Origin of the sequence: Comamonas sp. Tr-654 (assembly GCF_011752915.1) — a bacterium.
In the GTDB taxonomy this organism is placed as follows: Bacteria; Pseudomonadota; Gammaproteobacteria; order Burkholderiales; family Burkholderiaceae_C; genus Comamonas.
Map to the genome: position 1 here is coordinate 65,334 of NZ_VWWQ01000009.1, position 26,844 is coordinate 92,177.

At 61.5% G+C, this 26,844-nt stretch carries 28 protein-coding genes; 17 read left to right on the forward strand and 11 right to left on the reverse strand.

Annotated elements, in window-relative coordinates; translation table 11 throughout:
- Nucleotides 1–39: 39 nt before the first annotated feature.
- From F3J24_RS22755 to F3J24_RS22770, 4 genes are all read left to right on the forward strand, one after another.
- Nucleotides 40–495, forward strand: coding sequence for a PTS sugar transporter subunit IIA (locus F3J24_RS22755; protein WP_043003828.1), 456 nt, complete (start codon nt 40–42; stop codon nt 493–495).
- Nucleotides 464–733 carry an HPr family phosphocarrier protein gene (locus tag F3J24_RS22760; RefSeq protein ID WP_003059390.1) on the forward strand — a complete coding sequence of 90 codons (270 nt, stop codon included), beginning with the start codon at nt 464–466 and terminating at the stop codon, nt 731–733. The genes F3J24_RS22755 and F3J24_RS22760 overlap by 32 nt, the downstream gene beginning before the upstream one ends.
- Nucleotides 734–938: 205 nt before the next feature.
- On the forward strand, nt 939–2,714 hold the full coding sequence (gene ptsP, locus F3J24_RS22765) for a phosphoenolpyruvate--protein phosphotransferase (RefSeq protein WP_167010908.1): 1,776 nt from the start codon (nt 939–941) through the stop codon (nt 2,712–2,714).
- 42 nt (nt 2,715–2,756) lie between these two features.
- Complete coding sequence (locus F3J24_RS22770) at nt 2,757–3,806, forward strand: YwqG family protein (RefSeq protein ID WP_167010910.1); 1,050 nt, start codon at nt 2,757–2,759, stop codon at nt 3,804–3,806.
- 490 nt (nt 3,807–4,296) lie between these two features.
- Here F3J24_RS22770 and lipA read toward each other — a convergent pair whose 3' ends face one another.
- Genes lipA through F3J24_RS22785 form a run of 3 tightly spaced genes read right to left on the reverse strand, consistent with a single transcriptional unit; the run spans nt 4,297 to nt 6,339 of the window.
- Nucleotides 4,297–5,277, reverse strand: coding sequence for a lipoyl synthase (gene lipA / locus F3J24_RS22775; protein ID WP_003081713.1), 981 nt, complete (start codon nt 5,275–5,277; stop codon nt 4,297–4,299).
- A 10-nt stretch (nt 5,278–5,287) separates the two neighbouring features.
- Nucleotides 5,288–5,980, reverse strand: coding sequence for a lipoyl(octanoyl) transferase LipB (lipB, locus tag F3J24_RS22780; protein ID WP_167011155.1), 693 nt, complete (start codon nt 5,978–5,980; stop codon nt 5,288–5,290).
- Between the two features lie 41 nt (nt 5,981–6,021).
- Complete coding sequence (locus F3J24_RS22785) at nt 6,022–6,339, reverse strand: YbeD family protein (RefSeq protein WP_003059380.1); 318 nt, start codon at nt 6,337–6,339, stop codon at nt 6,022–6,024.
- Nucleotides 6,340–6,718: 379 nt separating this feature from the next.
- Here F3J24_RS22785 and F3J24_RS22790 point away from each other — a divergent pair, with 379 nt between their 5' ends.
- From F3J24_RS22790 to F3J24_RS22830, 9 genes are all read left to right on the forward strand, one after another.
- The gene (locus tag F3J24_RS22790; RefSeq protein ID WP_019042020.1) at nt 6,719–7,186 is read left to right on the forward strand and encodes an ATP synthase subunit I; all 468 of its coding nucleotides are present in this window, start codon (nt 6,719–6,721) and stop codon (nt 7,184–7,186) included.
- 13 nt (nt 7,187–7,199) lie between these two features.
- Nucleotides 7,200–8,063, forward strand: coding sequence for a F0F1 ATP synthase subunit A (atpB, locus tag F3J24_RS22795; RefSeq protein WP_003059377.1), 864 nt, complete (start codon nt 7,200–7,202; stop codon nt 8,061–8,063).
- 45 nt (nt 8,064–8,108) lie between these two features.
- Nucleotides 8,109–8,360, forward strand: coding sequence for a F0F1 ATP synthase subunit C (gene atpE, locus F3J24_RS22800; RefSeq protein ID WP_003059376.1), 252 nt, complete (start codon nt 8,109–8,111; stop codon nt 8,358–8,360).
- A gap of 35 nt (nt 8,361–8,395) precedes the next feature.
- The gene (locus tag F3J24_RS22805) at nt 8,396–8,866 is read left to right on the forward strand and encodes a F0F1 ATP synthase subunit B (protein WP_003059375.1); all 471 of its coding nucleotides are present in this window, start codon (nt 8,396–8,398) and stop codon (nt 8,864–8,866) included.
- A gap of 12 nt (nt 8,867–8,878) precedes the next feature.
- The gene (locus F3J24_RS22810; protein WP_167010912.1) at nt 8,879–9,418 is read left to right on the forward strand and encodes a F0F1 ATP synthase subunit delta; all 540 of its coding nucleotides are present in this window, start codon (nt 8,879–8,881) and stop codon (nt 9,416–9,418) included.
- A gap of 45 nt (nt 9,419–9,463) precedes the next feature.
- A complete protein-coding gene (atpA, locus tag F3J24_RS22815) occupies nt 9,464–11,023 on the forward strand; it encodes a F0F1 ATP synthase subunit alpha (RefSeq protein ID WP_003059371.1) in 1,560 nt (519 codons plus the stop codon).
- 18 nt (nt 11,024–11,041) lie between these two features.
- On the forward strand, nt 11,042–11,908 hold the full coding sequence (gene atpG / locus F3J24_RS22820; RefSeq protein WP_167010914.1) for a F0F1 ATP synthase subunit gamma: 867 nt from the start codon (nt 11,042–11,044) through the stop codon (nt 11,906–11,908).
- Between the two features lie 34 nt (nt 11,909–11,942).
- On the forward strand, nt 11,943–13,352 hold the full coding sequence (gene atpD / locus F3J24_RS22825) for a F0F1 ATP synthase subunit beta (protein WP_003059366.1): 1,410 nt from the start codon (nt 11,943–11,945) through the stop codon (nt 13,350–13,352).
- Nucleotides 13,353–13,502: 150 nt separating this feature from the next.
- Nucleotides 13,503–13,919 carry a F0F1 ATP synthase subunit epsilon gene (locus F3J24_RS22830; protein WP_167010916.1) on the forward strand — a complete coding sequence of 139 codons (417 nt, stop codon included), beginning with the start codon at nt 13,503–13,505 and terminating at the stop codon, nt 13,917–13,919.
- A gap of 154 nt (nt 13,920–14,073) precedes the next feature.
- On the opposite strand, the gene F3J24_RS22835 is transcribed toward F3J24_RS22830, so the two are convergent.
- Complete coding sequence (locus tag F3J24_RS22835) at nt 14,074–14,343, reverse strand: hypothetical protein (RefSeq protein ID WP_003059362.1); 270 nt, start codon at nt 14,341–14,343, stop codon at nt 14,074–14,076.
- Between the two features lie 135 nt (nt 14,344–14,478).
- Here F3J24_RS22835 and F3J24_RS22840 point away from each other — a divergent pair, with 135 nt between their 5' ends.
- Nucleotides 14,479–15,162 carry a cold shock and DUF1294 domain-containing protein gene (locus F3J24_RS22840; protein ID WP_240154450.1) on the forward strand — a complete coding sequence of 228 codons (684 nt, stop codon included), beginning with the start codon at nt 14,479–14,481 and terminating at the stop codon, nt 15,160–15,162.
- 44 nt (nt 15,163–15,206) lie between these two features.
- Here F3J24_RS22840 and F3J24_RS22845 read toward each other — a convergent pair whose 3' ends face one another.
- The 3 genes from F3J24_RS22845 to F3J24_RS22855 all read right to left on the reverse strand — a co-directional run bounded on the left by F3J24_RS22845 (nt 15,207) and on the right by F3J24_RS22855 (nt 17,322).
- Entirely contained in the window at nt 15,207–15,746 is a 540-nt protein-coding gene (locus F3J24_RS22845) for a TPM domain-containing protein (RefSeq protein ID WP_167010918.1), read from the reverse strand.
- A gap of 1 nt (nt 15,747) precedes the next feature.
- Nucleotides 15,748–16,620 (reverse strand): YgcG family protein, encoded by an 873-nt coding sequence (locus F3J24_RS22850; RefSeq protein WP_167010920.1) that lies wholly within the window; start codon nt 16,618–16,620, stop codon nt 15,748–15,750.
- 84 nt (nt 16,621–16,704) lie between these two features.
- A complete protein-coding gene (locus F3J24_RS22855) occupies nt 16,705–17,322 on the reverse strand; it encodes a LemA family protein (protein ID WP_167010922.1) in 618 nt (205 codons plus the stop codon).
- A 115-nt stretch (nt 17,323–17,437) separates the two neighbouring features.
- Here F3J24_RS22855 and F3J24_RS22860 point away from each other — a divergent pair, with 115 nt between their 5' ends.
- The 3 genes from F3J24_RS22860 to F3J24_RS22870 are packed head-to-tail and all read left to right on the forward strand — an operon-like array spanning nt 17,438 to nt 19,748.
- A complete protein-coding gene (locus F3J24_RS22860) occupies nt 17,438–18,193 on the forward strand; it encodes a hypothetical protein (protein ID WP_167010924.1) in 756 nt (251 codons plus the stop codon).
- Entirely contained in the window at nt 18,190–19,161 is a 972-nt protein-coding gene (locus F3J24_RS22865; RefSeq protein ID WP_167010926.1) for a YheT family hydrolase, read from the forward strand. Before F3J24_RS22860 ends, F3J24_RS22865 begins: the two co-directional genes overlap by 4 nt.
- 29 nt (nt 19,162–19,190) lie before the next feature.
- The gene (locus F3J24_RS22870) at nt 19,191–19,748 is read left to right on the forward strand and encodes a DUF2946 family protein (RefSeq protein WP_167010928.1); all 558 of its coding nucleotides are present in this window, start codon (nt 19,191–19,193) and stop codon (nt 19,746–19,748) included.
- Nucleotides 19,749–19,834: 86 nt separating this feature from the next.
- Here F3J24_RS22870 and F3J24_RS22875 read toward each other — a convergent pair whose 3' ends face one another.
- The 4 genes from F3J24_RS22875 to F3J24_RS22890 all read right to left on the reverse strand — a co-directional run bounded on the left by F3J24_RS22875 (nt 19,835) and on the right by F3J24_RS22890 (nt 26,823).
- The gene (locus F3J24_RS22875; RefSeq protein WP_167010930.1) at nt 19,835–20,698 is read right to left on the reverse strand and encodes a cytochrome c5 family protein; all 864 of its coding nucleotides are present in this window, start codon (nt 20,696–20,698) and stop codon (nt 19,835–19,837) included.
- Nucleotides 20,699–20,897: 199 nt separating this feature from the next.
- Nucleotides 20,898–22,331 (reverse strand): efflux transporter outer membrane subunit, encoded by a 1,434-nt coding sequence (locus F3J24_RS22880; RefSeq protein ID WP_167010932.1) that lies wholly within the window; start codon nt 22,329–22,331, stop codon nt 20,898–20,900.
- Nucleotides 22,324–25,503 carry an efflux RND transporter permease subunit gene (locus F3J24_RS22885; RefSeq protein WP_167010934.1) on the reverse strand — a complete coding sequence of 1,060 codons (3,180 nt, stop codon included), beginning with the start codon at nt 25,501–25,503 and terminating at the stop codon, nt 22,324–22,326. Before F3J24_RS22885 ends, F3J24_RS22880 begins: the two co-directional genes overlap by 8 nt.
- A gap of 12 nt (nt 25,504–25,515) precedes the next feature.
- Nucleotides 25,516–26,823 carry an efflux RND transporter periplasmic adaptor subunit gene (locus tag F3J24_RS22890; protein ID WP_205244939.1) on the reverse strand — a complete coding sequence of 436 codons (1,308 nt, stop codon included), beginning with the start codon at nt 26,821–26,823 and terminating at the stop codon, nt 25,516–25,518.
- Between the last annotated feature and the right edge of the window lie 21 nt (nt 26,824–26,844).

Here is a 26,844-nt window from a genome sequence, read left to right on the forward strand (position 1 = left end):
GGCGACAAGCCATAATTTGCTATCAAGAACTGTGACTACATGACCACGCGCATTCTTTTGCTCACTCACGCTCCTCTGGCCGCTGCATTGCGCGAATGCGCGCTGCATGTGTTTGCCGATAGCGCTGACGACTTGCTGGCTCTGGACGTGCCTTCCGACGAGGCGCCCGAGGCCACGCTGGAGCGTGCCCTGGCCATGCTGGTGGCGCATGGCGGGCTGGATGCTCCAACCCTGGTGCTGACCGACCTGTTCGGCGCCACGCCCTGCAATGTGGCCCAGCGTCTCAGCGGGCTGTTGCAGGCCAGGCTGGTGGCGGGGGTGAACCTGCCCATGCTTTTGCGCTCCATCGGCTATCGACACGAGCCGCTGGATGCCCTGGTCTCACGGGCCATGGTGGGCGGCAGCCAGGGGGTGATGCAGGTGGCCGGCAGTTCCCGACAAAATCAAAGCGCACGACCTTCCAATGATCAAGACCAATATCACCATCAGCAATAAATTGGGCCTGCATGCCCGCGCATCGGCCAAGCTCACCAAGCTCGCCGGCAGCTTCCCCTGCGAGGTCTGGCTGACCAAGGGCGAGCGCCGCGTCAATGCCAAGAGCATCATGGGCGTGATGATGCTGGCAGCGGGCATAGGCTCCGAGCTGGAGATGGAAACCGATGGCGCGCAGGAGCAGGAAGCCATGGATGCGCTGGTGGCCCTGATCAACGACAAGTTTGGTGAAGGCCAGTAACAGCGGCGCGGCCTGCGTCGTCGCTTGACTGCGCGCAGGCGGCGGCTGGGGCGCTGGCTCCTTTGATAGCAAGGAGCGCCTTGCTGGCAATGAGATAAAGCGTTTTTCGTGCTGCGGCGCAGAGAAGAACTGCGCTGGCTGCTGCAAAAACAAGAGCAAGAAGCAAGCAAAAAGCAATCGCGAAATTCGCGAAAGGGCATTCGCTATGACATTTGCCATCCACGGCCTGGCCGTTTCCCGAGGGATTGCCATTGGGCGCGCGGTCGTTGTGGCCTCCAGTCGCATGGAGGTGGTGCATTACTTCATTCGTCCCGATCAGGTGGAGTCGGAGATCCAGCGTGCCCGCACGGCACGCAATGCGGTGATTGACGAGCTGCGTCGGCTTCAGGAGGAAATGCCCAAGGACGCGCCCGGCGAGCTGGATGCGCTGCTCGATGTGCACCTGATGCTGCTGCAGGACCAGGCGCTGGCCGAGGCCATCCGCAACTGGATCTCCGAGCGTCTCTACAACGCCGAATGGGCGCTGACCACGCAACTGGAGATCGTCTCGCGCCAGTTCGACGAGATGGACGACGAATACCTGCGCGAGCGCAAGGCCGACCTGGAGCAGGTGGTGGAACGCATTCTGCGCCATATGAAGGGCGCGGCCAGCCCGATTGCGCAGGCTGCACCGCCGCTGGCACCGACAGGCACCACGCCGGCGGCCAGCGGGCAGCAACTGCAGCTCGAAGGCGCCACGGAAACCCCGCTGGTGCTGGTGGCGCAGGATCTGTCGCCGGCGGACATGCTGCAGTTCAAGAGCAAGGTCTTTGCGGGCTTCATTACCGCCGTGGGCGGCAAGACCAGCCACACCGCCATCGTTGCGCGCAGCATGGACATTCCGGCCGTGGTCGGTGCGCGGGCCGCAAGCCAGCTGATCCGCCAGGACGACTGGGTCATCATCGACGGCAACGAGGGCGTGGTCATCGTGGACCCCACGCCCATCATCCTGGCTGAGTACGGCTTTCGTCAGCGGCAGACCGAGCTGGAGCGCGAGCGCCTGACCCGTCTGCGCTACACGCCTTCGCTGACCATGGACGGGCAGAAGGTGGAGTTGCTGGCCAATATCGAGCAGCCCAGCGACGGGGCGGCGGCCGTGCGGGCTGGCGCTGTCGGTGTGGGGCTGTTCCGTACCGAGTTCCTGTTCATGGGGCGCAGCGGCAATCTGCCCGGTGAGGAGGAGCAGTACCGCGCTTATCGCGAGGCCATCGACGGCATGCAGGGCATGCCGGTCACCATCCGCACGCTGGACGTGGGGGCCGACAAGCCGCTGGACAAGGCCCAGCCCAAGGACTACTACCTCAACCCGGCGCTGGGCCTGCGCGCCATCCGCTGGAGTCTGGCCGACCCCGTGATGTTCCGCACCCAGCTGCGCGCCATCCTGCGCGCGGCGGCGCACGGGCAGATCAAGCTGCTGTTTCCCATGCTGGCCCATCGCAGCGAGATCGAGCAGACTCTGGCCCAGCTGCGCCAGGCGCAGCATGAGCTCGATGTGCGTGGCGTCGCCTACGGGCCGGTAAAGCTGGGCGCCATGATCGAGATCCCGGCGGCCGCTCTGACGGTGCGCAGCTTTTTGCAGTATTTCGACTTCCTGTCCATCGGCACCAACGACCTGATCCAGTACACGCTGGCCATCGACCGGGCCGACGAAACCGTGGCCCATCTCTACGACCCCATGCATCCTGCCGTGCTGCGTCTGGTGGCCGAGGTGATCGCAGCGGCCAATGCTGCAGGCAAAGAAGTCTGCGTCTGCGGCGAAATGGCGGGCGACCTGAGCATGACTCGGCTGCTGCTGGGCCTGGGCCTGCGCAGCTTTTCCATGCACCCCGCGCAGATTCTGGCCGTCAAGCAGGAGGTGCTGCGCGCGGACTCCAGCAAGCTGGCTCCCTGGGCCGGTGAAGTGCTGGGCAGCGAATGCCCGGCGCAGATGTTGGCGCCCTGAAGAACTCTGGGAACGACCTCAAGACAGGCAGAAAAGGGATGGATGAATTACGCAGATTCCCAGGAAATCGCCCGTGCGCTTGAGCCGGTGCTGGAAGATGCGGCACTTGCGCAGCAAATCGCAGCGCAAGCCAGGCCGGCTGTGTGGCTGCAGACCACGGCGGTGGAGGATGAAGCGGAGATTGCGTCCGGCAGCACCAAGTTTGGTGGCTGTCCCGACCTGCCTGCCGGTGTGGCCTGGCCCGAGCGAGGGCGCTATCCGGACCATGAGCAGCGAGTGAAGCCCCATCGCGAAGACAGCGTTGCTCCCGACAGCCGCTGGCGATGGGCGAGGCCGGAGCAAGTACTGCTGTTTCGCGAAGAGGCCTTGCAGCACATCGCGAGACTTGAAAGCACTTTTCCGCTGAGCTTTGTGGCGCAGATCAACTTCGCCGAAGCTCGCTCCGCCGGGACCCTGGATGCAGATTTTCCCGAGTCCGGGCTGCTGTCCGTCTTCTACGACCTGCTGGAGCAGCCCTGGGGTTTCAATCCTGCAGATGCCTGTGCGTTGAAGCTCATCTTCTCCGAAGGCGATGCTGTGCTCGAGCGACGCCAGCAGCCGCCTGCATTGCTGGAGCTGCCCGACCGCTGCCAGCTCGCACCTATGGCCTGTGAACTGCATGCCTGCGTCACGGCCTTGCCCCTGGAGAGCGCTCAGTGGGGTTCGCAGGGCCTGGAGCTTGACGAAGAGCAGCGTGACCGCTTTGTCGAGTGGTGGTTCGATGACGCACAAAACGCTGCCAGCAGCGGTGGAGAGGACAGCGGCTGCCATCGCATCGGCGGCTGGCCCACGCCCGTCCAGGGGGATATGCAGACCGAATGCGCACTGGTGGCTGCGGGGCATTACTGCGGTAATGGCGATGCCTACGCGGACGAGGCCACGCGGGCCGTACGCGATACCGCAACGCAGTGGCTTTTGCTGCTGCAGATCGGCTGCGATGAAAAAGGCGGCATCGGCTGGGGCGATGAAGGCCAGGTCTATCTGTGGATGCGCCGCGACGATCTGCGCGCACGTCGCTTTGACCGGGTGCGGTTGGTGCTGCAGTGTTGCTGAAACCCGCCTGCGCCGTGGCTGCAGGTGCCAACGGTTGCGAAATGGCGGCAAACAGGTGTTTGGAGATTTCTTTTTGTGGAAAACAAAAATTAATTGATATTGATTCTCATTTGATGTTACTATTCATCCCAGCTTGCAGCACAGGACTCTGGTGGGGTATCCAGCGCTGCATGGCTCAGTTTCATCGTGGGGCGACTCGTCGGGCCTGTTCAGCCTGCAGTCGTTTTTGCCAGCCAGCGGTTTGCCGGTTAGCCAGGCGTTTTTTTCGATGCAAACGGTGGGTTATTCAAATCTCATAGCTTTTAGCGCATGGTCTGCAACGATCCTGCTATGAATTGACTATGTAAGCTTTACCAAAAAAGCGCAGCAAGCTCCTTATTCGGGAGCTTTATTTTTGGGCAACTCCTGGAGCGAGCAGCACTGCTCGTTGCGTGTGGTCATGAAAAAAGCAGCCCTTGGGCTGCTTGTGAGTGAGCACTTTCTTTGGTGCTCAGACGCCTGCGGCATGTGCCTGCTGGTCGGCGTGATAGCTGGAACGCACCATGGCACCGACGGCGGCGTGGGTGAAGCCCATCTTGTAAGCCTCCTGCTCGAACATCTTGAAGGTGTCGGGGTGCACATAACGGCGCACGGGCAGGTGGCTGTTGGTGGGCGCCAGATACTGACCGATGGTCAGCATGTCAATGTTGTGGGCGCGCATATCGCGCATCACCTGCAGGATTTCCTCGTCCGTCTCGCCCAGGCCCACCATGATGCCGCTCTTGGTCGGTACATCGGGGTGCAGCTCCTTGAACTTCTTGAGCAGGTTCAGGCTGAACTGGTAGTCGGAGCCGGGGCGGGCTTCCTTGTACAGGCGTGGTGCGGTTTCCAGGTTGTGGTTCATCACATCGGGCGGAGCCGACTTGAGGATTTCCAGCGCGCGGTCGTCACGACCGCGGAAGTCGGGCACCAGGATTTCGATCTGCGTCTCGGGCGAGAGTTCGCGGATGTTCTTGATGCATTCCACGAAGTGGCCCGAGCCGCCGTCGCGCAGGTCGTCGCGGTCCACGCTGGTGATCACCACATACTTCAGGCGCAGAGCGGCAATGGTGCGCGCCAGATTCAGCGGCTCGTTCACGTCCAGCGGGTCGGGACGGCCATGGCCCACGTCGCAGAACGGGCAGCGGCGCGTGCACTTGTCGCCCATGATCATGAAGGTGGCCGTGCCCTTGCCGAAGCATTCGCCGATATTCGGGCAACTGGCTTCCTCGCAGACCGTGTGCAGATTGTTCTTGCGCAGAATGTCCTTGATTTCGTAAAAGCGCGTGCTGGGGCTGCCGGCCTTGACGCGGATCCACTCGGGTTTCTTCAGGACTTCGGCCTGCTCCACCTTCACGGGGATGCGCGCCAGCTTGGCGGCAGCCTTCTGCTTGGCCAGCGGGTTGTAGTTTGCGGCGGACTGCGCTTCGCGCACGACTTCATTGGTGCTCATGATCTTGCCTTCAGGGAGAGAGACGCGCCTTCAACTGGCGGCCCAGCACGGATGCGGCCTCGTCCCAGGTTGTCTGTATGCCGATTGTAGAAAGGTCCACCGTCCTCAGTCCTGCGTATCCGCAAGGGTTGATTCGCAAATAAGGTTCCAAATCCATATCGACATTGAGTGCCACTCCGTGGTAGGTGCTGTGGCGGCTGACTTTGATGCCCAGGGCGGCAATCTTGCCCAGGCCCTCGAAATGAGGCTCGGGCGCCGGGCTGCCGGCTTCGCGGTGCTGCGGGCGCTGCTCCAGCATGGCATGGCTGCGCGGGTCGTCTAGGCGCACATAGATGCCGGGCGCGCCTGCCACGCGGTGACCGGTGACGCCGAAATGATCCAGCGTGCGGATCACCGCGTCTTCCAGCCGGTACACGTATTCCTTGACGAAGTAGCCCATGCGCTGCAGATCCAGCAGCGGATAGGCAACCACCTGACCGGGGCCGTGATAGGTAACCTGGCCGCCGCGATTGGTAGCGACCACGGGAATATCGCCGGGGTTCAGAACATTTTCGGTCTTGCCGGCCAACCCCTGCGTGAAATGTGGTGAGTGCTCACAAATCCAGAGTTCGTCGCGCGTGCTCGCGTTGCGGGTGCGCGTGAACTCCTGCATCGCGACCACCGCAGCCTCATAGCCGGTGCGCCCCAGAAAGCGCAGGTCCATGGTCTCGGGTGGCTGCAATGCAGAAGCAATCGGGCTGTCGCTCACAGCACGACCTTCACCAGGGGGTGAGAGGTCAGTGCGCGGTAAGTGTCGTCCAGCTGCTCGCGGCTGGTGGCCGTGATGGTGATGGTCACGCCGAGGTAGTTGCCGCCGGAGCTGGGGCGCAGCTCGACCGTACTGGCGTCAAAGCTGGGGTCGAATTTTTCGGCGATCTTGGTGATTTCATGCACCAGATGCTCATTCTTGACACCCATGACCTTGATGGGAAACTGGCTCGGGTATTCGATCAGCGAATCCTTGCGCGGGTCTTCTTGCTGACCGTTCTCGTTGGCGGCAGATGTGTTGGGCGTGTCGCTCATGAGGAATCCTTGGCTGAAATGAAAAATTGCCGTTGGTGAAACAGCCTGTCAATGAGTAGCAAAGATTGTGCGCCACGCCGGGCAGCCCTGCGTGTGTGGGCCTAATCGATGGATGACCTGAGTCTGCAAACCCTCAAAGCCCCTGGGTGCAGGCAGACAATTCAGGGCAATCAGGTTTTTTCAATTGAGGCACACTCGCGCCGCACCAAAGCTGCGGGTGGCAAATGTTGTCACTCGGCGACAACCCTCAGGTCTTGTCAAAGACGTTTTGCGCATGACAGTATCAACCCCTATCTAACGACGGGGGTTTTTACTTATAATCAGAGGCTTTGTAAAAAAGTCTTGCCTGGTCAGCGGTGCGAAAGAAAACATGACAAACATGCCCGCTGATTTCCAGGATGAGGACGAAGTCGAAGACTTCAAGCCCCTGACTGCACAAGAAGCCTCTGCATGGCGTTCGCGCTTTCCGCAGGTTTCGGTCTGGCGCATCGTCATGGTTCAGACGCTGGTAGGCGTTATCGTGGCTTTGCTGTCGTGGTTGATCACGGGGCGTGCAGCCGCAGGCTGGTCGGCAGCGTATGGAGCGCTGGCGGTCGTGTTGCCCGCGGCGCTGTTTGCAAGAGGCGTGGTTCGTCAGCGGCCGGGAGGTGCCGGTGGTGCCATGGCAGGGATTTTCGGTTGGGAGCTGGTGAAGCTGGTGCTGTGCATCGCCATGTTGGCGGCTGCGCCCAAGCTGGTACCTGACCTGAGCTGGCTGGCGCTGCTGGTTGGCTTGATTGTTGTGATGAAAACGTATTGGGTTGCGCTTCTGGTGCGATCCAGTGTCCAAAAACCGATTGATATTTGAGAGAAGTTGACCGATGGCCGCAGAAGCGCACGCACCAACTGCAAGTGAATACATCGTTCACCACTTGCAACACCTCCAGAACATCAAGCAGAAGTCCATCATCGACTTCTCCGTGTTCAATCTGGATTCGATTGCCGTGAGTGTGACTCTGGGCGCTTTGTGCCTGTTCGTCCTCTGGCTGGCTGCCCGCAAGGCGACTTCCGGCGTTCCCGGCCGTTTCCAGGCTGCGGTGGAAATGCTGGTCGAGATGGTGGACAACCAGGCCAAGGCCAATATTCACAACGCTGAATCTCGCAAGTTCATCGCTCCTCTGGCACTGACCGTGTTCGTCTGGATCTTCGCGATGAACGCCATGGACATGCTGCCTGTGGATCTGCTGCCCGTGCTGTGGCAGACCGCCCAGGGCGACTCCCATGCCTACCTGCGTGTCGTGCCTACCGCCGACCTGTCCACCACTCTGGGTCTGTCGACCGGTGTGCTGGTTCTGTGCCTGATCTACTCGGTGAAGATCAAGGGCATGGGCGGCTGGGCTCACGAACTGGTGACCGCTCCGTTCGGTACCTCTAAGAATCCCGTGTTTGCTGTGATCCTGGGTGTTGTGAACCTGGCCATGCAAATCATTGAATACATTGCCAAGACGGTTTCGCACGGTATGCGACTGTTCGGCAATATGTACGCTGGTGAGTTGGTGTTCTGTCTGATCGCCTTGATGGGCGGTGCGGCTGCCATGTCGCTTTCCGGTGTGTTGCTCCCCGTGGGGCACATCATTGCAGGTTCGATCTGGGCGATCTTCCACATCCTGATCATTACCCTGCAAGCCTTCATTTTCATGATGCTGACGCTGATTTACCTCGGCCAGGCACATGAAGCTCACTGAAATCCTTTCTTTCACTCAACCTTTCTTTAATCCCTAGGAGTCATCATGGAAAACGTTCTCGGTCTCGTCGCTCTGGCTTGTGGTCTGATTGTTGGTCTGGGCGCTATCGGCGCTTCGATCGGTATCGCTCTGATGGGTGGCAAGTTCCTGGAATCCTCGGCACGTCAGCCTGAGCTGATCAACGAACTGCAAACCAAGATGTTCATCTTGGCTGGTCTGATCGACGCCGCCTTCCTGATCGGTGTGGCTATCGCTCTGCTGTTCGCCTTCGCCAACCCCTTCCAACTGGTTGCCTAAGCTCCGTTCAACGCCCTAAATAGAAAGGTGTTGCCGTGAGTATTAACGCGACCCTGTTCGTTCAGCTTGGTGTTTTCCTGGTTCTGGCGCTGTTCACGATGAAGTTCGTGTGGCCCCCGATCGCGAAGGCACTGGATGAGCGAGCCCAGAAAATCGCCGATGGCCTCGCTGCTGCCGACAAGGCCAAGACCGAACTGACCGCTGTCAACAAGCGCGTCGAGCAGGAATTGGCCCAGACGCGCAACGAAACAGCTTCGCGGCTTGCGGACGCCGAACGCCGCGCCCAGGCCATCATTGAAGAAGCCAAGGCCCGCGCGACAGAAGAAGGCAACAAGATTGTTGCTGCTGCCCGCGCTGAAGCTGACCAGCAAGCCATTGCTGCCCGTGAAGCCCTGCGTGAGCAAGTGGCAGCGCTGGCCGTCAAGGGTGCCGAGCAGATCCTGAAGAAGGAAGTCAATGCCGGTATCCACGCTGATCTGCTGAACCGCCTGAAGACAGAGCTGTAAGGAAAGCAAAAAATGGCAGAACTCGCCACCATTGCCCGCCCTTACGCCGAAGCATTGTTCAAAGCCTGTGCCGACAAGGGCGCAGACTTGAACAGCACTGTCGCTTGGGTGGAGGAATTGGCGGCGATTGCCGCCAACCCGCAATTGCGCCAACTGGCCGACAACCCGAACGTGAGCGACGCGCAAGTGTTCGATCTCGTCACGGGTGTGGCCAAGTCGGCATTGCCCGAGTCCGCACGCAACTTCCTGCATGTGGTCCTCGAAAACGGCCGTCTGGACGTGCTGCCTGAAGTGGCAGCCCAGTTCCGCAGCCTCGTGAACAGCAAGAGCGGCTCTTCGGATGCCGTGGTGTACAGCGCTTTCCCGATTGAGGATGCAGCGCTGGCCGAGCTTGGCGCCACGCTGGAAAAGCGCTTTGGCCGCAAGCTGAATCTCACCGTGAAGCTCGATGAATCGCTGATCGGTGGCGTTCGCGTCGTGGTGGGCGACGAGGTGCTGGACACCTCCGTCAAGGCCCGTCTGGAACAAATGAAAGCGGCCCTCACCGCGTAATGCGCTTGAGGTCTCGGCTAACACACAAGAAAGAAGGAAAGAGTCATGCAACTCAATCCCGCAGAAATTTCTGAACTGATCAAGAGCCGCATCGAAGGGCTGGCTGCTAGCACTGACGTCCGTAACCAAGGCACCGTGGTGTCGGTGACTGACGGTATCGTGCGCGTGCACGGCCTGTCGGACGTGATGGCTGGCGAAATGCTGGAATTCCCCGCAGGCGCCGACGGTCAACCTACTTACGGTCTGGCTCTGAACCTGGAGCGCGACTCCGTGGGCGCCGTGATTCTGGGTGCTTACGAGCACATCGCAGAAGGCAACACCGTCAAGTGCACCGGCCGTATTCTGGAAGTGCCCGTGGGCCCCGAACTGGTCGGCCGCGTGGTGAACGCCCTGGGTCAGCCTATCGACGGCAAGGGCCCCATCAACGCCAAGATGACGGACGTGATCGAGAAGGTCGCTCCTGGCGTGATCGCACGTCAATCCGTGGATCAGCCTCTGCAGACCGGTATCAAGTCCATCGACTCCATGGTTCCCGTGGGCCGTGGTCAGCGTGAACTGATCATTGGTGATCGCCAGACTGGCAAGACGGCTGTCGCTATCGACGCCATCATCAACCAGAAGGGCCAGGGCGTTACCTGTATCTACGTCGCTATTGGTCAGAAGGCATCTTCGATCAAGAACGTGGTGCGCGCTCTGGAGCAAGCTGGCGCGATGGACTACACCATCGTCGTGGCCGCTACCGCTTCCGAATCGGCAGCCATGCAGTACGTGTCGGCCTACTCCGGCTGCACGATGGGCGAATACTTCCGCGATCGCGGTGAAGACGCTCTGATCGTTTATGACGATCTGTCCAAGCAGGCTGTGGCCTACCGTCAGGTTTCGCTGCTGCTGCGTCGTCCCCCCGGACGTGAAGCTTTCCCCGGCGACGTGTTCTATCTCCACAGCCGTCTGCTGGAGCGTGCCGCTCGCGTGAACGCCGACTACGTCGAAGCCTTCACCAAGGGTGAAGTCAAGGGCAAGACCGGTTCTCTGACCGCTCTGCCTATCATCGAAACACAAGCTGGCGACGTGTCCGCTTTCGTTCCCACGAACGTGATTTCGATTACTGACGGCCAGATCTTCCTGGAAACCAGCCTGTTCAACGCCGGTATCCGTCCCGCTATCAACGCCGGTATCTCGGTGTCCCGCGTGGGTGGTTCCGCTCAGACCAAGGTGGTGAAGGGCCTGTCCGGTGGTATCCGTACCGACCTGGCTCAGTACCGTGAACTGGCTGCCTTCGCGCAGTTCGCTTCCGACCTGGACGAGGCAACTCGCAAGCAGCTGGACCGCGGTGCCCGCGTGACCGAACTGCTCAAGCAGGCTCAGTACTCTCCTCTGTCGACCGCTCTGATGGCTTCTTCGCTGTTCGCAGTGAACAAGGGCTTCATGGACGACATCGAAGTCAAGCAAGTGCTGCCCTTCGAATCTGGTCTGCACCAGTTCCTGAAGACCAGCCACGGCGCTCTGCTGGACCGTCTGAACGAAAAGCGTGCTTTCGACAAGGAAGGCAAGGACGAAGCTGAACTGACTGCAGCCATTACTGCATTCAAGAAGTCCTTCGCTTAATACCGGCGAGGAGTCATCATGGCAGCAGGTAAGGAAATACGCGGCAAGATCAAATCGGTGGAAAACACCAAGAAGATCACCAAAGCCATGGAAATGGTGGCTGCATCCAAAATGCGCAAGGCGCAGGACCGGATGCTGGCTGCCCGTCCATACAGCGAAAAAATCCGCAACATTGCAGCCCATCTTGGCGAAGCCAACCCTGAATATGTGCATCCGTTCATGCAAGTGAACGATGCCAAGAAGGTCGGCGTCATCGTGGTGACGACCGACAAGGGTTTGTGCGGCGGCATGAACACCAACGTGTTGCGTGTCGTCACCAACAAGTTGCGCGAACAGCAGGATGCGGGCATTGCGACAGAAGCGGTGGCCATTGGCGGCAAGGGACTGGGTTTTCTGAACCGTGTCGGTGCCAAGGTGGTCTCTCACGCTACAGGCTTGGGCGACACGCCTCACCTCGACAAGCTCATCGGGCCTGTCAAGGTGTTGCTGGACCAATATGCTGAAGGCAAGTTGAGCGCGGTGTACCTGGCGTACACCAAGTTCATCAACACCATGAAGCAAGAGTCGGTGGTGGAGCAACTGCTCCCCCTGTCGTCCGAAAAATTGCAAGCCGAGAAGACGGGTGCATCCTGGGAATACATCTACGAGCCTGACGCTCAGAGCGTCATCGACGAACTGCTGGTTCGTTACGTGGAGTCCATCGTGTACCAGGCAGTTGCGGAAAACATGGCGTCCGAGCAATCGGCGCGCATGGTGGCCATGAAGGCCGCTACCGACAACGCCGGCAACGTCATCAGCGAGTTGAAGCTGGTCTACAACAAGACGCGTCAGGCAGCGATTACGACCGAGTTGTCGGAAATCGTGGCAGGCGCAGCCGCTGTGTAAACGGCTTTAACGAACAAACAGATTGGAGCAAAAAATGGCTCAAGTACAAGGCAAGATTGTTCAATGTATCGGCGCCGTGGTGGACGTGGAGTTTGCCCACGGCCAGGTGCCCAAGGTGTATGACGCCTTGAAGCTGGAAGGTACGGCCCTGACCCTGGAAGTTCAGCAACAGCTGGGCGACGGCGTGGTGCGTACCATTGCCCTGGGTTCTTCCGACGGCCTCAAGCGTGGTCTGATGGTCACCAACACCGGTAACCCCATCACCGTGCCCGTGGGCAAGGCGACGCTGGGTCGTATCATGGACGTGCTGGGCAACCCCATCGACGAGCGTGGCGATGTGGACCAGGCACTGACAGCCCCCATCCACCGCAAGGCTCCTGCATACGACGAACTGTCGCCTTCGCAGGAACTGCTGGAAACCGGCATCAAGGTGATTGACCTGATCTCTCCTTTCGCCAAGGGCGGCAAGGTGGGTCTGTTCGGTGGCGCCGGTGTGGGCAAGACCGTGAACATGATGGAACTCATCAACAACATCGCCAAGGGCCACGGTGGTCTGTCGGTGTTTGCCGGTGTGGGTGAACGTACCCGTGAAGGCAATGACTTCTATCACGAAATGTCGGATGCCGGCGTTGTGAACCAGGCCAACCTGAACGAATCCAAGGTTGCCATGGTTTACGGTCAGATGAACGAGCCTCCAGGAAACCGTCTGCGCGTGGCGCTGACCGGCCTGACCATGGCCGAAGCTTTCCGTGACGAAGGCAAGGACGTGCTGTTCTTCGTGGACAACATCTACCGCTACACACTGGCCGGTACCGAAGTGTCCGCTCTGCTGGGCCGTATGCCTTCCGCCGTGGGCTACCAGCCTACGCTGGCCGAAGAAATGGGTAAGCTGCAAGAGCGTATCACTTCGACCAAGGTTGGCTCGATCACTTCCATCCAGGCCGTTTACGTGCCAGCCGATGACTTGACCGACCCCTCGCCCGCCACGACCTTTGCTCACTTGGACTCCACCGTGGTGCTGTCCCGTGACATCGCTTCGCTGGGTATCTACCCCGCCGTGGACCCGCTGGACTCCACCAGCCGTCAGCTGGACCCCCAAGTGGTTGGCGAAGAGCACTACAAGGTGGCTCGCCAAGTGCAGGGCACGCTGCAGCGCTACAAGGAACTGCGCGACATCATCGCGATTCTGGGTATGGACGAGCTGGCTCCCGAAGACAAGCTGGTCGTGTCCCGCGCTCGTAAGATGCAGCGTTTCCTGTCGCAGCCTTTCCACGTGGCCGAAGTGTTCACCGGTGCTCCCGGCAAGTACGTTCCCCTGTCTGAAACCATCCGTGGCTTCAAGATGATCGTGAACGGCGAAGCCGACCACCTGCCCGAACAGGCTTTCTACATGGTTGGTACCATCGACGAAGCCTTCGAGAAGGCCAAGAAGCTGGCAGCCTAACTAGCCTTCACCCCCTGAGCGGCTTTCGCCGCTTCCCCCTCTCTTTCAGGAGGGGGACGACGCCCTCGCTGCGGGGCGGCCCTTGCTTGGCGTCTCTTGCTTGGGGTGTGTCGGTTTTAGGACCAGTTTTAACCTTTTCAAGGAGCAAAGATGAACACCATTCACGTTGATGTGGTCAGTGCCGAAGAGTCCATCTTCTCCGGTGAAGCGCGCTTTGTCGCCTTGCCCGGCGAAGCGGGCGAGCTGGGCATTTATCCCCGCCACACACCGCTGATCACCCGCATCAAGCCGGGTTCGGTGCGCATCGAAATGCCTGATGGCAGCGAAGAGTTCGTCTTCGTGGCCGGTGGCATTTTGGAAGTGCAACCCAACTGCGTGACCGTGCTGTCCGACACCGCCATCCGCGGCAAGGATCTGGACGATGAAAAGGCGCAAAAGGCCAAGGCTGCCGCTGAGGAAGCCCTGAAGAACGCCAGGGGCGAACTGGATATCGCTCGTGCACAGTCCGAGCTGGCCGTCATGGCAGCTCAGATTGCCGCTCTGCGCAAGTACCGCCAGAAGCGTTGATGTCTGGTGCCCTAGAGCACCTGCATCAGCAAAGAAAAGCCACCGCATGCGGTGGCTTTTTCATGCCTGTTCATTCCTGAGGTTCAGGTGCATCACACTTGATACTTTGGAGGGCAAGGCGCGCAATACCCGGTATGTCGGGGTGCTGCAGGGCTTAGCCGTTGCAGGCGGCCTGATAGCCGTAGACCACGGAGTTGTCCTTCGGGTCCACATGGCGCGATTTGCGCACCACGGCCTTGCTGGGGTCTTCGCAGAGAGCGCGAATCTGGGCTTCGCACTTCTTGGGGTCATCTTCCTTGAGCTTGCAGCTCAGTGCGTAGTCGTATTCAGCCGGTGCTTCTGCGCCTCTGGGGCTGATGGAGGAGCAAGCGCTCAGTGCCAGGGCAGAGCTGATGACGGCCAGAGAGAACAGAGATTTCTGCATGTTTGAGTGCTTTCTTAAGAAAATGCGGCTGACCCAAAACTAACACAGCCATGCGAGGGAAAAGGTTTTTTCTGGACGGGACCCGCCTGCTTTTTGCATCACCGGGCCTGTTTGCGGTGTCAAAAACAACAAAGGATGGAGATGCGCTACGGCGGTACCTTAACGCAATGGAATGACGAACGTGGCTTTGGCTGGATAGAGGCCGATGGCGGTGGCGAGCGCCTATTTGTCCATATCAGTGCTTTTGAGCCGCGCCCGCCCGCGGAGCAGCGCCCCCAGCCCGGCCTGCGCCTGGAGTTTGCCGTCGGCATGGAGCAGGGCAGAAAGCGTGCGCTTCAGGTTGCATGGCGCGCTGGCGGCTCGCTGACTCATCGGGCCCGGCCGTCTCCGGTGCGGCGAAACAGTCCGTCTGCAGGGCGTTTGCAGTCCTCGCGTGCGGCATCTCAGGGCTGGCATGCCTCCAGTGGCTTCAGCTATGGCGTGTTGCTGACCTGGCTGTTGCTGATGCTGGCCGCCGCCGTGATCTGGGGCGTGCCACGCGTTCTCTGGCTGGTCTATGCAGGCCTGAGCATGCTGACCTTCATGGCCTACTGGCAGGATAAATGGGCCGCCCAGAAGGGGCAGTGGCGCACGCCGGAAAAAACGCTGCAGACCATGGCGCTGGCCGGAGGCTGGCCCGGAGCCCTGCTGGCCCAGCAGTGGCTGCGCCACAAAAGCAGCAAGACCAGCTTTCAGCTGCAGTTCTGGCTCATGGTCCTGATCAATGTGGCGGCTGTGCTCTGGCTGTGTTCGCCGTACGGGCGACATGTGCTGGCCTGAGGCTTCTGCGGTCTGCAGCCGGCGCATGCGGCTGCAGAACCGGATCAGTGGTTGCGGCTCGGCAGATGTCTTTGGACCACGGGCGCGTCGGACAGGTTGCGCTGCGTATTGACTGAGGACTTGCGCGGAAAATGCGCCTGCAATTGTCGGTTGACACGCTCCAGTGCCGATACCAGACCCACGCTGAAATGCCCGCCCTGGAAGGCGGATTGCATATCGCTGATCAGCGTTTGCCATTGCTCGGCGCTCATGGTGCGGTCCAGGGCGCGGTCGGCCACGATCTCTATGGCATGGTCGGCCAGCAGCAGGTAGATGAGGGCACCGTTGTTGTGCTCCGTGTCCCAGACATGGAGCTTGGCGAACTGGGAGAGCGCGCGCTGGCGCGCGGTGGCATCGCGCCAGATATAGCTCCAGGGCAGGCCGGCCTCGATGCAGATGCGGACCTGGCCGGTGTGGCCCAGCTCGCTTTTGGCGATCAGCAATTCCAGCTCCTTGAGCGTGGCAGGCGGCAAGGCCTTGCGCAGATGCCGTTCGGCCCAGCGGTGTCGCACCAGACGTGCCAGGCGTTGGAAGATATTGCTCATTTCACCAGTCCCCCGAGGCGCCACCGCCACCAAAGCTGCCGCCGCCACCGGAGCTGAAACCGCCTCCCGAGCTGAAGCCTCCTCCGCTGCCGCTGCTCCAGCCGCCGCCCCCGCCGGTACTGATATACGGCCCGCCCCCGCCACGCGAGAGGTTGGAGAGCAGGGTGAAGATCAGGCCTACAACGCCGGCCACGCCTGCGATCAGCAGGCTGGTGGTGATCACATACGCGGCCGCCCCGGCAATGCCGCCAATGATCACCGAACCTAGAACGCGGCCAAAAATGGCGCGGGCGATGGCAATCCCGATTGGAAAGCCGAAAAACAGCAGCGGAAGCAGAAAGTCCAGATGCTCGGACCAGGATGGGCTGGACTTGCGGGCCTGGGATTGCGGCGCGGGCAGTTTCTCGCCATGAATCAGCAGACCCATCTGCTCGATGGCGGTCGAGAGTCCGCCTGCATAGTCGTCGGCGCGAAAGCGGGGCTTCATGGCGCCATCGATGATGCGTGCGGCCTGGATGTCGGGGATGGCGCCTTCGAGCTTGCGCGCCACCTCGATGCGCATGCGCCTGTCGTTTTTGGCCACGACGATGAGAGAGCCGTCGCCAATGTCCTTGCGTCCCAGCCTCCAGTTGCTGGCTACACGCCAGGCATAGGCTGCAATGTCTTCCGGGGCCGTGGTGGCGACCATGAGCACGGCGACCTGGGCGCCGGTCTCATCCTCCAGCTTCTTGAGCTGCTCGCTCAGGGACTGCAGATCGCCGGGGCTCAGCGTGCCGGTCTGGTCTATGACGCGCGCTGTCAGCTCGGGCACGGGCTGCAGCTGAGCGCCTGCGCCGCCTTGCGCCCGGACCGGCAGCACTGATAGCAGTAGCATGCTTGCAAAAACAATAGCTGCAAGCGCTTTATAGATAAGGGCTTGAGGCGATTTTTGCATAAACTCTTAGGGCGATGCTCGCAATTACTTGTTGCCGGCAGGCGCTGCGGGTGTGGAGAAGTCAACGGTCGGCGGCTGGGAAATCTGGGCCTCGTTCTGCACCGTGAAGGTCGGCTTGACCTGGTAGCTGAATACCTTGGCCGTGATATTGGTGGGGAAGCTGCGCGCCAGCACGTTGTAGGCCTGCACCGTACCTATGTATTCGTTGCGCGCCACGGTGATGCGATTTTCCGTACCCTCCAGCGTCACGCGCAGATCGCGGAAGGCCTGGTTGGCCTTGAGCTCGGGATAGCGTTCTGCCACCACCATCAGGCGCGAGAGCGCGCTGGAAATCTCGCCCTGAGCCTGTTGGAACTTGTTGAAGGCTTCGGGGTTGTTGATCAGCTCCGGCGTGGCCTGGATCGAGGTAGCCTTGGCGCGTGCTTCTATCACCCTGGTCAGGGTCTCCTGCTCGAAGTTGGCCTCGCCTTTGACAGTGGCGACAATGTTCGGGATCAGGTCCGAGCGGCGCTGGTACTGGTTCAGCACCTCGCTCCAGGCGGCCTTGGATTTTTCATCCAGACGCTGAAAGTCGTTATAGCCGCAGCCCGTGAGGGAGAGCATGGTGGCGGCGGTTGCGATTGCCAGAAGCCAGCGTTTCATGGGTGTTTCCATTCACGAAATTGAGACGGAAACCATAGCATAAGGGCTTGGCCGGTTCGTGTGCGTGCAAGGCCTGTCACCCTGTCCGCTGCCCAGCAGCGCTAGCATTGCAATCATGTCCACTGTTTCTCCACTCGATGCCCTGCGTGGCGCACAGCGTCCTGGCCCGAAAACCGCGGCCTTGCCGCGCCTGTTGCTGGCCGGGGCCACGGGGCCGCTGGGCAACGAGGTGCTCAGCCGTGTGGTTGGCGCACAGAACTATGCGCTGGTCCAGGTACTGGCGCGCGAGCCCTATGTGCAGGGCCTGCGTGGCATGGAGCTGCTCGCCCTGCAGTATGACGATGTGTGTCAATGGCCTGTGCAGCAGGCCGATGTGGGTCTCATCATGTTCGAGCCACCGCGCCCCTACTACCAGCGCGAGCGAGCCTTGTGGACGCCGCAGCCCGAGCAGCTGCAGGCACTGGCGCTGTGGATGCTGCGCTGTGGTGTGCAGACGCTTGCCGTGGTGCTGCCCCACGATATGGGCAGTCTGCCCCAGGCGCTGAAGCAGGGCCTGGCCAATCTCAATGAGCAAGGCGTTGCCGCGCTGGGTTTTGAGCGGCTGATCTTTGTACGTTCGGCCAGGGAGGCACAAAAGGCCAATGCCGGCCATTGGCTGCAGCGCACGGCAAAGACCATGCTGTCGGCGCTCAGCTATATGCTGCCGCAGGCGGAGCGCCCGGTGCGGGCCATGCATGTGGCCCGTCTGGTGGAGGCTGCCTTGCTCAAGGCGCCGCCGGGAATTCATGTGGCTCCGCCGGAGCTGGTGTGGCGCGCGGCGCAAAAGAATGGCCTGCAGTCCGAGCTGCGCAGCTGGCTGGGATCTTCATGAATTTCGAGCAGTTCCGTGCGCCTTGGTGGCAGCCGGGCGGTCACATACAGACCATCTGGGCGGCACTCTACGCCAGGGAGGCGCAGACTCCGACATGGCGGCGTGAGCGCTGGGATACGCCTGATGGCGATTTCATCGATATCGATTTCTCAAGTCATCCAGCAAGTGCAAGCGCTCCCACACTGGTGCTGTTTCATGGCCTGGAAGGCTCTTCCTCCAGCCACTACGCCAAGGCCTTGGCCCAGGTCTGCGCGCAGCGTGGCTGGCATCTGGCCGTACCGCATTTTCGCGGCTGCAGCGGCGAGCCCAATCGCCTGCTGCGCGCCTACCACTCCGGTGACTCGGACGAGGTGGATTGGATTTTGCGTCGGCTGCAGCAAGGCGCGAGCGGTGGGTTGCTGGCCATGGGGGTCTCGCTGGGTGGCAATGCCCTGGCACGCTGGGCCGGGGTGCAGCGGCAGGCTGCGGCAGAGCTCGTCAAAGGCGCGGCGGTGGTCTGTGCGCCGCTGGATCTGGTGGCCGGCGGCGTCAATCTGGGGCGCGGGCTGAATCGCTGGATCTACACCCCCATGTTCATGCGCACCCTGGTGCCCAAGGCGCTGGCCAAATGGCAGCAGTCGCCAGGTGTGTTCGACAGGCTGCGGCTGCAGCGCGCTCGTACCCTGCATGACTTCGACGATGTGTTTACCGGCCCGGTCCACGGTTTCAGGAATGCCGATGATTACTGGCTCCGTGCCTCGGCAAAACCGCTGCTCAAGCAAGTGGCCGTGCCCTTGCTGTTGCTCAATGCGCGCAACGACCCCTTTGTGCCGGCGCACAGCCTGCCCACGCCCGACGAGGTGAGCCCCTCTGTCCAGCTTTGGCAGCCGCCGCATGGCGGACATGTGGGTTTTGCCAGCGGTGCTTGGCCGGCCCATGTGCAGGCTATGCCGCTGGCGGTTACCGAATGGCTGGAGCAGTGGCTCTGAGCGGCCGCCGAATAATCAGGAGATGAGTGATGGATGACATCGTGAAACAGGCCATGCTCAAGTGGCCCAATGTGCCGGCCTGCAGCGGCTGGCTGGGTCTGGATGCGCGCGGCCAGTGGTGGCTCAGGGACGAGCAGGCCCAGGCCTGCGGCGCGTTTGCCAGCGGCAAGCCAGGCTCCAGGGGCAATTTGCTGCAGCACGACAAGCTGGCCGAGTTCATCGGCCGCAACTATCTGGTCGAGGCAGATGGTCGCTGGTATTTTCAGAACGGCCCGCAGCGCGTGTATGTAGAGCTGGAGAGTGCGCCGTGGATATGGCGCTTGCGATACGCGGAGCATGGCTTGCAGCTGCACAGTCACACGGGTCAGGAGCTGGCTGCCGAACAGGTGCAGCAGGTGGTGCTGGACGAGCAGGGGCGGCTGTTTCTGGCCCTGCCGCAAGGCCTGGGCATGGTGCACAGTCTGGACATGCTGGATGCCGCCAATGCGCTGGAGAGTGGCGCGCTGCCCGAGGCGCAGGAGATCGAGAGCGCCTTGCTGCCGTTGCAGTTCGGTTTTGTGCCCAGCCCTGAGGGCTATCAAGTTTGATAGCTGCTTGCGCTTGTGTGTAAAGGGCTTGAGGCTAAAAATAACAAAACCGGCCAAAGGCCGGTTTTTGCGGGGCGGAGGGGCGCCTACTTGGCTGCATCCACCATGTACTGGATGGCGGCCTTGAAGTCTGCATCCGATGCGGTGGAGCCGCCCTTGGGTGGCATGGCGCCCACGCCTTGGGTGGCCTTCTGCACCATATCGTCCATGCCCTTGGCAATGAAAGGCGCCCAGGCAGCCTTGTCGCCAAACTTGGGAGCACCGGCTACGCCGCTGGCGTGGCAGGCCATGCAGGTGGTGTTGTAGAGGTTCTTGCCTGCATCGGAGGCGGCTGCTGCGGGAGCCGGGGCGGCTGCCGGTGTAGGTGCCACTTCGGCGGCTGGAGCCGCAGCAGGAGCGGCGGCAGGGGCTGCAGCCGTTGCAGCGGGCGCATCGCCAGCGGCGGCGCCGCCGGCTGCCGGCTGCGGCTCGGGGAAGCTGCCTCCGGCGGCATTGGCCATATAGACCACGCCACGGGCAATTTCCGTGTCATTGAATTCGCCGCCACCCTGGGCCGCCATCGCTCCCTTGCCTGCCAGGGCAGAGTGCACCAGCGTTTCCAGGCCCTGCTTGATGCGGGGACCCCAGGCCGCTGCATCCTGGAATTTGGGGGCGCCGACGGTGCCGGTCTCATGGCAGGCTGCGCATTGCGACTTGAAGACTTCCGCTCCGCCGCGCAGGGGGCGGTTGGCGTCACGAATCTCCACGGTTCCCACTTTTTGCAGACGCATGGCCTTGGCCATTTCGGCATTGCCTGTGCCTGCACCCGGAGTGTCGGACGAGGTCACGAACTTGACCAGACCGATGATGACGAAGATGGGAACCACAAACGAGAAGAAGACGGCAAGCAACAGCTGCTTGGGTTTTTTAATGGGGCCGGTATGGGCTTCTTCGTGGTGTTGCTCGCTCATGAAGTCCTCTGAGATCGTGGGATGGGGATGAACAAACCATTATAGAAGTGAGGGTTAAGAACACCAGTGCACGACGATCCGGGTTGACGGCTGCTGGATAAAGGAGTTGAGTTGGATCAACGTTGTGTTGGCAATTTGTGGCGGGCATGAAAAAAGGCGTCCGAAGACGCCTTGTGCGAGAGCCCAAAAACCGGCCTGTTTACTGGGCCGAGGTCGCCGCCGCGGGGCGGTCGTTGGCGCTGGCTTCCGTCCAGCCACCGCCGAGCACCTTGTAGAGGTTGACCTGGTTTTGCAGCTGCGCCAGTCGCACCTGCACCACGGACTGCTCCAGCGCAAACAGCGAACGCTGGGCATCCAGCAGATCCAGATAGCTGGCGACGCCGTTGGTATAGCGCAGATCGGACAGCTTGTAGCGCACCTGCTCTGCCTCCAGCTGACGCGATTGGGCGTCGAGCTGTTCCTTGAGCGAGCGGCGATTCACCAAGGTGTCGGACACTTCGCGGAAGGCCGACTGGATGGATCCTTCGTACTGCGCCACGGCAATCTTCTGGCTGGTTTCTGCGACCTGCAGATTGGCGCGATTGCGGCCTGCATTGAAGATGGGCAGGTACAGTGAAGGCGCAATCGTGAAGGCGGCGGAGTCCGACTTGAACAGATCGGAGACTTCCGAATTCACAAAGCCGGCCGAGGCCGTCAAGGTGATGTTGGGGAAGAACAGCGCGCGTGCTGCGCCAATGCTGGCATTGGCGGCAATCATGCTTTGCTCGGCCTGGCGGATGTCGGGCCGGCGCAGCAGCAGGTCCGAGGGCAGGCCCGAAGGCACATCGGCCAGGGCCGGCAGATCGCGCAGTTGCTTGCCTTGCATGCTGGTCAGCAGATCGCCTGGCAGAGTCTGGCCCACGAGCAGGGTCAGGGCATTGACGTCGCGCTCGCGCTGACCGGCTTGCTGGGCCAGCGTGGCGCGTGCGCTTTCGGTCAGCGACTGAGCCTGGCGGTAGTCCAGCTCGGAAGCCACCCCAGAGTCCAGGCGCAGCTTGGTCAGCTTGATGGACTGCTCGCGTGTGCCAAGGGTACGACGGGAAATGGCCAGCAGCTCCTCGTCCGCCTGCAGGTTCAGCCAGGTGTTGGCGACCGTTGCAATCAGACTGATCTGGGCCGCCTTGCGGCCTTCCTCAGTCGCCAGATACTGGGCCAGAGCCTGCTGCTTGAGGCTGCCGATGCGGCCCCAGAAGTCAATTTCCCAGCTGGGCATGGACAGGCCCACCATGTACGAGTTGACATAGCGGCCCGTGGTGGCGCTGGGTTGGCGGCTGGCGCTGCCTGCCACACCGAACTCAGGGAGCTGGGCGGCACGCTGGATCTGGTATTGGGCTTGCGCCTTTTCGATATTGAGCACGGCCACACGCAGGTCACGGTTGTTGTCCAGCGCGAGCTGGATCACCTGCTGCAGGCGTGGGTCCGTGTAGAACTGCTGCCAGGGGATGTCGGCGGCCGCGATGGGGCCAGCCTGCTCGTCGGTGGCCAGGTAGTGCTCGGCCACCGGAGCAGCAGGGCGCTCCAGCGTGGGAATGAAGGAGCAGCCGCTGGCCAGCAGCGCGCCGGCCAGTGCTACGGGTAGCAAGGTTTTATTCATGTTGGGAGCCTCCCTGCGCTGCAGAAGTTGCCGCCGGGGGAGTGGCGTTGGAGTCTTGCTTGGACTTCTTGCCAAACAGATTGAACACGGCCACAAAGAACACGGGCACCAGGAACACGGAGATCGGCGTGCCAATCACCATGCCCCAGAACACGCCCGTGCCGATTTCCTTCTGGCTGGCAGCGCTGGCGCCGGAGGCGATGTACAGCGGCACCACGCCCAGAATAAAGGCCAGCGAAGTCATCAGAATGGGACGGAAACGCAGGTGACCGGCCTCCAGGGCGGCCTCCAGCGCACTCTTGCCTTCTGCGTGCAGGTCCTTGGCGAACTCCACGATCAGGATGGCGTTCTTGGCCGAGAGACCAATCACCGTGATCAGCGCCACCTGGAAGTAGATGTCGTTAGGCATGCCGCGCATCAGCATGCCGGCCACGGCGCCGAACACGCCCAGGGGCACGACCAGCAGCACGGACAGCGGAATGCTCCAGCTTTCATACAGCGCGGCCAGGCACAGGAACACGGCCAGGATGGAGAACGCGTACAGCAGCATGGCAGAGGAGCCGGCCTTCTTTTCGTCCAGGGACTGGCCGGTCCACTCGTAGCCGAAGCCGTCGGGCAGTTCCTGGGCCAGCTTTTCCATTTCCTTCATGGCGTCGCCGCTGGTAAAGCCGGGCTTGGCCTGACCGGTGATGCTCATGGAGGGGTAGCCGTTGTAGCGTGTCAGCTGCATGGGGCCGCTGATCCACTTGGCGTTGACCATGGTGGACAGTTCCACCAGCTGGCCTTGCGCGTTGGGGACCGTCAGGCGCATCACGTCCTCGGGCTGCATGCGGCTGGCAGCATCGGCCTGGATGGTGACGCGCTGCATGAAGCCGTTGTTGGGGAAGTCCGTGGAGTTGGACGAGCCCAGGGCCGTTGCCAGCGTCGTGGCCAGGTCACCCATGCTCACGCGCTGGGCATAGACGGCATCGCGGTTGATGTCCACCTGCCATTGCGGTGCGTCGTCCACACCGTCAAAGCGCACGCCGGTCAGTACCGGGCTCTGGTTGGCCTTGGCGACCAGCTGATTGCGGGCTTCCAGCAGTGCGGCATGGCCCTTGGCGCCGCGGTCTTGCAGGCGGAAGGTGAAGCCGTCGCTGTTGCCCAGCTCCGAAATTGAAGGAGGGACCAGCGTGAAGATGAAACCGTCTCGCAGCGTGGACATGGCGCCCATGACGCGTCCCGCAAAGGACTTGGCATCCGAGCCAGCTCCAGTGCGTTCGGACCAGTCCTTGAGCGTGGTGAACGCCAGGCCCACGTTCTGGCCCTGGCCCATGAAGCTGAAGCCCAGAATGCTCACGATGTGATCGGTTTCAGGCTGGCTCAGGGCGAACTTCTCCAGCTCCGCCATGGTCTTGCTGGTGCGCTCCAGGCTCGCGCCGGGAGGCAGCTGGGCCAGCGAGATGACATAGCCCTGGTCCTCGGTAGGCAGGAAGGCCGTGGGCAGTCGCAGGAACATGAAGACCACGCCGGCGATCACCAGCAGGTAGACGATGAAGGCCTGTACGGAGCGCTTGACCACGCCGGAAAGGGCCGCGGAGTAGCGCTTGGTGCCGGCTTCGAACTTGCGGTTGAACCAGTTGTAGAAGGGGCCGAGCAGGCCGGTCTTCTTGTCGTGCGCATGGCCCTTGGGGATGGGCTTAAGCATGGTGGCGCACAGTGCGGGAGTCAGTGTCAGCGCAAAGAAGCCCGAGAAGAAGATCGAGATGGCCATCACCAGCGAGAACTGGCGATAGATGTTGCCGGTCGCGCCGGAGAACATGGCCAGAGGCAGGAACACCGTCACCAGAATCACGGTGATGCCGACCACGGCGCCCTGGATCTGTCCCATGGCCTTGATGGTGGCTTCCTTGGGCGGCAAGCCTTCCTCGGCCATGATGCGCTCGACGTTCTCCACCACCACGATGGCGTCGTCCACCACGATACCGATCACCAGCACCATGGCGAACATGGCCAGAATATTGATGGTCAGACCGGCAACCAGCATCACGGCAAAGGTGCCGAGCAATGCGATGGGCACCACGATGGTCGGGATCAGGGTGTAGCGGATGTTCTGCAGGAAGATCAGCATCACGATGAACACCAGCACGATGGCTTCCAGCAGCGTGTGCACCACCTTCTCGATGGAGATCTTCACGAACTTGGAGGTGTCGTAGGGCGAGGACCATTTCACGCCCGCAGGCAGGAAGGGTTCCATCTCTGCCATCTTGTCCTTGACCAGCTTGGCCGTCGCCATGGCGTTGGCGGTGGAGGTCAGCTGCACGGCCATTGCCACGGCAGGCTTGCCGTCCAGGCGCGACTCGAAGGCATAGCTTTCAATGCCCAGTTCGATGCGAGCCACGTCCTTGAGGCGAACGGTGGAGCCGTCGGAGTTGGAGCGCAGCACCACTTCGCCGAATTCCTCGGGCGTGCTCAGCTGACCGGGCACCACAATCGTGGCCGTGGTCGTGGTGCCGGGGGTGCTGGGCAGATTGCCCAGGGCACCGCCGGAGATCTGCTGGTTCTGCGCGGCAATCGCTGCATTGACGGATGCAATCGACAGGCCATAACCCTGGAGCTTGGCTGGATCTACCCAGACGCGCATGGCACGACCCGAGGCAAACAGCTGTGCCTTGCCCACGCCGTCCAGACGCTGGATCTCAGGCACCACATTGCGGTTCACATAGTCGGCGATGTCGTCACGCGAGGTCTCCCCGGACTCGGCCTGGAAGGCCAGAATCATCAGGAAGTTGCTCATGGACTTGTCCACGCGCACGCCCAGGGCCTGAACCACCTGGGGCAGGCGAGGCAGCACGCGCGAGAGGCGGTTTTGCACGTCCACCTGCGCCAGATCGGGGTTGGTGCCGGGGGCAAAGGTGACGGTCAGAGTGCCTTGACCGCCCGCAGGGGCGGAGGCTTCCATGTACATCAGACCTTGCGCGCCGTTGATTTCGCGCTCGATCAGTTGCAGGACGGAATCCGTCATGGTCTGTGACGTGGCGCCCGGGTAGGTCGCTGTCACGTTGATGGTGGGAGGTGCCACCGATGGGAACTGTGCCACCGGTAGCTTGGTGATGGAGATCACGCCCGCAATGATCACGAAAATCGCGATCACCCAGGCAAAGATCGGTCTGTGGATGAAAAACTTGGACATGGATCGTGCCTGTTACTTGGCTGCCTTGCCTTCGCCAGCACCTTCGGCTGGTGCGGCAACTTTCTCTTGCGCTGGTGCGGCGGGGGCCGCAGCAGAGGGTTGTGCGGGGGCGCTGGCAGCTGCATTGTTGATCTCGACGGGTTTGACCTTCTTGGCTCCCATGCCCACTTTGATCAGGCCGTCCACCATGACTTTTTCTCCGGCCTTCAGGCCGGATGTGACGATCCAGTTATTGCCGCTGGACTGGCTGATCTGAACCGGACGCGGTGCCACCGAGCCATCCTCGGCCACGATCATGACGAAGTTGCCCTTTTCGTTGCGGGTCACGGCCTGTTGCGGAATCAGCGCGGCGTTCTCGACCTGTGCCTGCTCCAGATGCACACGCACATAGGTGCCGGGCAGCAGCAGTCCATCGGGATTGGGCAGTTCCGCGCGCACGCTGACCTGGCCGGTGGTCGGGTCCACGGTCAGGTCGGTGAACAGCAGCTTGCCGGTGTGTGCGTATTCCTTGCCATCGTCCAAATAGACGTGGACGCGCGCAGCGTTCTCACCTACCTTTGCCAATTTGCCGGAGCTGAGTGCTTCACGCATGCGCATGATGTCGGAAGAGGACTGGGTCAGGTTCACATACAGCGGGTTGACTTGCTGGATGGTCGCCAGCTGCGTGGCTTCGCCCTGGCCGACCAGTGCACCTTCCGTCACCAGAGCGCGGCCGATGCGCCCGGAGATGGGGGCCGTCACGCTGGCATAGCCCAGGTTGACGTTGGCATTGGTGACTGCCGCCTTGCCTGCGGCAACCTGTGCCAGGGCCGCTTTTTCGTTGGCGATGGCGGTGTCGTATTCCTGCTTGCTGATGGCATTGGCCTCCACCAGCGGCTTGTAGCGGCGTGCGGTGGCAGATGCCTGAGCCAGGTTTGCTTCGGCCTGTGCCAGGGTTGCCTGGGCGCTTTGCAGATTGGCCTTGTAGGGGGTGTTGTCAATCTCGAACAGGACCTGGCCGGCCTTGACATCCGAGCCTTCGCGGAACAGGCGCTTTTGCACAATGCCGGCCGCGCGGGCACGCACCTGGGCAATGCGCGATGGCTCCAGGCGACCGGGCAGATCGGAGATCAGGGGCACGTTCTGCATGGTTACCGTCACCACGCCCACTTCGGGGGGCTGTGCCTGTGCGGCGGCCTGTGCCTTTTGGGCTTCCGCGTTTTTGTCACTGCATGCGACAAGGCCCAGTGCAGCAGCCAGGCTCAGGCCGATGACCATGGAGCGGGTGCCGGATGCGGCTGAATTGGACTGGTTGTCGGGAGCCTGGTGTGCTTCATACATCGGGTGCATGAACGTCCTTCC

What these genes read in the sequence shown, in the direction of transcription:
- F3J24_RS22755 (WP_043003828.1), top strand. Translation starts at nt 40, where the DNA reads ATGACCACGCGCATTCTTTTGCTCACTCACGCTCCTCTGGCCGCTGCA.
- F3J24_RS22760 (WP_003059390.1), top strand. Translation starts at nt 464, where the DNA reads ATGATCAAGACCAATATCACCATCAGCAATAAATTGGGCCTGCATGCC.
- ptsP (WP_167010908.1), top strand. Translation starts at nt 939, where the DNA reads ATGACATTTGCCATCCACGGCCTGGCCGTTTCCCGAGGGATTGCCATT.
- F3J24_RS22770 (WP_167010910.1), top strand. Translation starts at nt 2,757, where the DNA reads ATGAATTACGCAGATTCCCAGGAAATCGCCCGTGCGCTTGAGCCGGTG.
- lipA (WP_003081713.1), bottom strand. Translation starts at nt 5,277, where the DNA reads ATGAGCACCAATGAAGTCGTGCGCGAAGCGCAGTCCGCCGCAAACTAC.
- lipB (WP_167011155.1), bottom strand. Translation starts at nt 5,980, where the DNA reads ATGGACCTGCGCTTTCTGGGGCGCACCGGCTATGAGGCTGCGGTGGTC.
- F3J24_RS22785 (WP_003059380.1), bottom strand. Translation starts at nt 6,339, where the DNA reads ATGAGCGACACGCCCAACACATCTGCCGCCAACGAGAACGGTCAGCAA.
- F3J24_RS22790 (WP_019042020.1), top strand. Translation starts at nt 6,719, where the DNA reads ATGCCCGCTGATTTCCAGGATGAGGACGAAGTCGAAGACTTCAAGCCC.
- atpB (WP_003059377.1), top strand. Translation starts at nt 7,200, where the DNA reads ATGGCCGCAGAAGCGCACGCACCAACTGCAAGTGAATACATCGTTCAC.
- atpE (WP_003059376.1), top strand. Translation starts at nt 8,109, where the DNA reads ATGGAAAACGTTCTCGGTCTCGTCGCTCTGGCTTGTGGTCTGATTGTT.
- F3J24_RS22810 (WP_167010912.1), top strand. Translation starts at nt 8,879, where the DNA reads ATGGCAGAACTCGCCACCATTGCCCGCCCTTACGCCGAAGCATTGTTC.
- atpA (WP_003059371.1), top strand. Translation starts at nt 9,464, where the DNA reads ATGCAACTCAATCCCGCAGAAATTTCTGAACTGATCAAGAGCCGCATC.
- atpG (WP_167010914.1), top strand. Translation starts at nt 11,042, where the DNA reads ATGGCAGCAGGTAAGGAAATACGCGGCAAGATCAAATCGGTGGAAAAC.
- atpD (WP_003059366.1), top strand. Translation starts at nt 11,943, where the DNA reads ATGGCTCAAGTACAAGGCAAGATTGTTCAATGTATCGGCGCCGTGGTG.
- F3J24_RS22830 (WP_167010916.1), top strand. Translation starts at nt 13,503, where the DNA reads ATGAACACCATTCACGTTGATGTGGTCAGTGCCGAAGAGTCCATCTTC.
- F3J24_RS22835 (WP_003059362.1), bottom strand. Translation starts at nt 14,343, where the DNA reads ATGCAGAAATCTCTGTTCTCTCTGGCCGTCATCAGCTCTGCCCTGGCA.
- F3J24_RS22840 (WP_240154450.1), top strand. Translation starts at nt 14,479, where the DNA reads ATGGAGATGCGCTACGGCGGTACCTTAACGCAATGGAATGACGAACGT.
- F3J24_RS22845 (WP_167010918.1), bottom strand. Translation starts at nt 15,746, where the DNA reads ATGAGCAATATCTTCCAACGCCTGGCACGTCTGGTGCGACACCGCTGG.
- F3J24_RS22850 (WP_167010920.1), bottom strand. Translation starts at nt 16,620, where the DNA reads ATGCTACTGCTATCAGTGCTGCCGGTCCGGGCGCAAGGCGGCGCAGGC.
- F3J24_RS22855 (WP_167010922.1), bottom strand. Translation starts at nt 17,322, where the DNA reads ATGAAACGCTGGCTTCTGGCAATCGCAACCGCCGCCACCATGCTCTCC.
- F3J24_RS22860 (WP_167010924.1), top strand. Translation starts at nt 17,438, where the DNA reads ATGTCCACTGTTTCTCCACTCGATGCCCTGCGTGGCGCACAGCGTCCT.
- F3J24_RS22865 (WP_167010926.1), top strand. Translation starts at nt 18,190, where the DNA reads ATGAATTTCGAGCAGTTCCGTGCGCCTTGGTGGCAGCCGGGCGGTCAC.
- F3J24_RS22870 (WP_167010928.1), top strand. Translation starts at nt 19,191, where the DNA reads ATGGATGACATCGTGAAACAGGCCATGCTCAAGTGGCCCAATGTGCCG.
- F3J24_RS22875 (WP_167010930.1), bottom strand. Translation starts at nt 20,698, where the DNA reads ATGAGCGAGCAACACCACGAAGAAGCCCATACCGGCCCCATTAAAAAA.
- F3J24_RS22880 (WP_167010932.1), bottom strand. Translation starts at nt 22,331, where the DNA reads ATGAATAAAACCTTGCTACCCGTAGCACTGGCCGGCGCGCTGCTGGCC.
- F3J24_RS22885 (WP_167010934.1), bottom strand. Translation starts at nt 25,503, where the DNA reads ATGTCCAAGTTTTTCATCCACAGACCGATCTTTGCCTGGGTGATCGCG.
- F3J24_RS22890 (WP_205244939.1), bottom strand. Translation starts at nt 26,823, where the DNA reads ATGTATGAAGCACACCAGGCTCCCGACAACCAGTCCAATTCAGCCGCA.